1 rRNA gene is annotated in these 2,894 nt (G+C 52.6%); it reads right to left on the minus strand.

The window, feature by feature from the left end:
* Window positions 1-54 precede the first annotated feature (54 nt).
* A 23S ribosomal RNA gene (locus F824_RS0125365) occupies window positions 55-2,894 on the minus strand; the annotation flags it as partial.

Consider the following 2,894-nt stretch of genomic DNA (forward strand, 5'->3'; position numbering starts at 1 on the left):
GTACCTCGTACTTAGAATTGACATGTTTTGCAGAAAATGTAACAGTTTTCCTTCCGGTTTAAGTTTCCGGGCTATTAGTATTGCTCGGCTATGTCATTTCTGACTTTACACCTGCAACCTATCGACGTCGTCGTCTCCGACGGCCCTATTCGGAAGTCTCATCTTGGAGGGAGTTTCGCACTTAGATGCTTTCAGCGCTTATCTCTTCCCGACGTAGCTACCCGGCAATGCAATTGGCATCACAACCGGTACACCAGCGGTCAGTCCAACCCGGTCCTCTCGTACTAAGGTCAGGTCTCCTCAAACTTCCCACGCCCGCAACAGATAGGGACCGAACTGTCTCACGACGTTCTGAACCCAGCTCGCGTGCCACTTTAATGGGCGAACAGCCCAACCCTTGGGACCTTCTCCAGCCCCAGGATGTGACGAGCCGACATCGAGGTGCCAAACCTCCCCGTCGATATGAGCTCTTGGGGGAGATCAGCCTGTTATCCCCAGAGTACCTTTTATCCTTTGAGCGACGGCCCTTCCATACAGTACCGCCGGATCACTATACCCGACTTTCGTCCCTGCTCGGCTTGTCGGCCTTACAGTCAAGCTCCCTTATGCTATTGCACTCCACGTACGGTTACCAAGCGTACTGAGGGAACCTTTGGAAGCCTCCGTTATCCTTTTGGAGGCGACCACCCCAGTCAAACTACCCACCAAGCAATGTCTCCCGACTTGCGGGATTAGATACCAGGCAAACAAAGGGTCGTATTTCAACAGTGACTCCACAACGCCTGGCGACGCCGCTTCACAGTCTCCGACCTATCCTACACATCGTTTACCCAGTACCAATGCTAAGTTGCAGTAAAGGTTCATGGGGTCTTTCCGTCCCGTTGCGGGTACGCGGCATCTTCACCGCGACTACAATTTCACCGAGCTCATGGTTGAGACAGTGCCCAGATCGTTACACCATTCGTGCAGGTCGGAACTTACCCGACAAGGAATTTCGCTACCTTAGGACCGTTATAGTTACGGCCGCCGTTTACTGGGGCTTCAGTTCAGCGCTTCCCTTGCGGTAACGCCCCCCCTTAACCTTCCAGCACCGGGCAGGTGTCAGGCCTTATACTTCGTGTCGCCACTTCGCAAAGCCATGTGTTTTTGTTAAACAGTCGCCTGGGCCTTTTCACTGCGGCTTCTCACTCTCGTGAGGAAGCGCCCCTTCTCCCGAAGTTACAGGGCCATTTTGCCGAGTTCCTTAACCATGATTCACTCGAGCACCTCAGGATCCTCTCCTTGACCACCTGTGTCGGTTTGCGGTACGGGTGGACATACTCTTATCGCTAGAAGTTTTTCTTGGAAGCTCTTAGGGCCACTATCCGATTGTCCGTGGACGCTCGGTACTGTCACGTTCGGCTAGATCTACGCATTTAACTATAAATCCAATACCTACACGCTTTAACCCGGTATTCCGTCACCGGGCGGGCCTTCCATCACTCCGTCACTCCATCACCTGTATGTCCAGTATGGGAATATTAACCCATCTTCCATCGACTGCCCCTTTCGGGTTCGCCTTAGGGCCCGACTGACCCTGATCCGATTAGCGTTGATCAGGAAACCTTGGTCTATCGGTGTGCGGGTTTCTCGCCCGCATTATCGTTACTTATGCCTACATTTGCTTTTCCAAAAGCTCCAGCACACATTACCATGTGCATTCACCGCCGTTGGAATGCTCCCCTACCATACATGTGACTCGAAGTCACACACATCCTACGCTTCGGTACCGCACTTGATGCCCGATTATTATCGACGCCCTGCCGCTCGACCAGTGAGCTGTTACGCACTCTTTAAAGGAATAGCTGCTTCCAAGCTAACCTCCTGGCTGTCGCTGCAGCTGGACCGCCTTTGTTCAACTTAGCGCGGATTTTGGGACCTTAGCGGTAGGTCTGGGTTCTTTCCCTCTCGGACTTGGACCTTAGCACCCAAGCCCTCACTGCCAGTACTTTATCCGGGCATTCGGAGTTCGTCAGGATTTGGTAGGATTTGACTCCCCCTAGTCCTATCGGTAGCTCTACCTCCCGGATAAATTCCCTGACGCTGTTCCTAAAAACATTTCGGGGAGTACGAGCTATTTCTCAGTTTGATTGGCCTTTCACCCCTACCCACAGATCATCCGGAAACTTTTCAACGTTTATCGGTTCGGTCCTCCATCACGTCTTACCGTGACTTCAACCTGTCCATGGGTAGATCACAAAGTTTCGCGTCTACCCCCACTGACTCTCGCCCTGTTCAGACTCGCTTTCGCTACGGCTCCGACACTCAATGTCTTAACCTCGCCAGTGAGGAGTAACTCGTAGGCTCATTATGCAAAAGGCACGCCGTCACCCCACTAAAGGGCTCCGACCGCTTGTAAGCGCACGGTTTCAGGTTCTATTTCACCCCGTTATTCACGGTACTTTTCACCTTTCCCTCACGGTACTCGTTCACTATCGGTCTCTCAGGAGTATTTAGCCTTTCCGGATGGTGCCGGATAATTCAACCGGGATTTCTCCTGTCCCGGCCTACTCAGGATACCCGCCCAATCGTATACAGTCTCGCTTACCGGACTCTCACCGTCTATGGTCAGCTTTCCCACGCTGTTCAGCTCTCCGATACAATCTTTATGCAGGTCCTATAACCCCGCCCATGCCGTAACATGGACGGTTTGGGCTCTTCCGGTTTCGCTCGCCGCTACTCACGGAATCACTGTTGTTTTCTCTTCCTGCGGGTACTTAGATGTTTCAGTTCCCCGCGTTCGCCTTCCTTGCGGAATATCCACCATAAGATGGATGGGTTGCCCCATTCGGAAATCTATGGATCAAGTCGTCTGTGCCGATCCCCATAGCTTATCGCAGCTTGTCACGTCCTTC

Origin of the sequence: Rhodonellum psychrophilum GCM71 = DSM 17998 (genome assembly GCF_000381545.1) — a bacterium.
Classification (GTDB): domain Bacteria; phylum Bacteroidota; class Bacteroidia; order Cytophagales; family Cyclobacteriaceae; genus Rhodonellum; species Rhodonellum psychrophilum.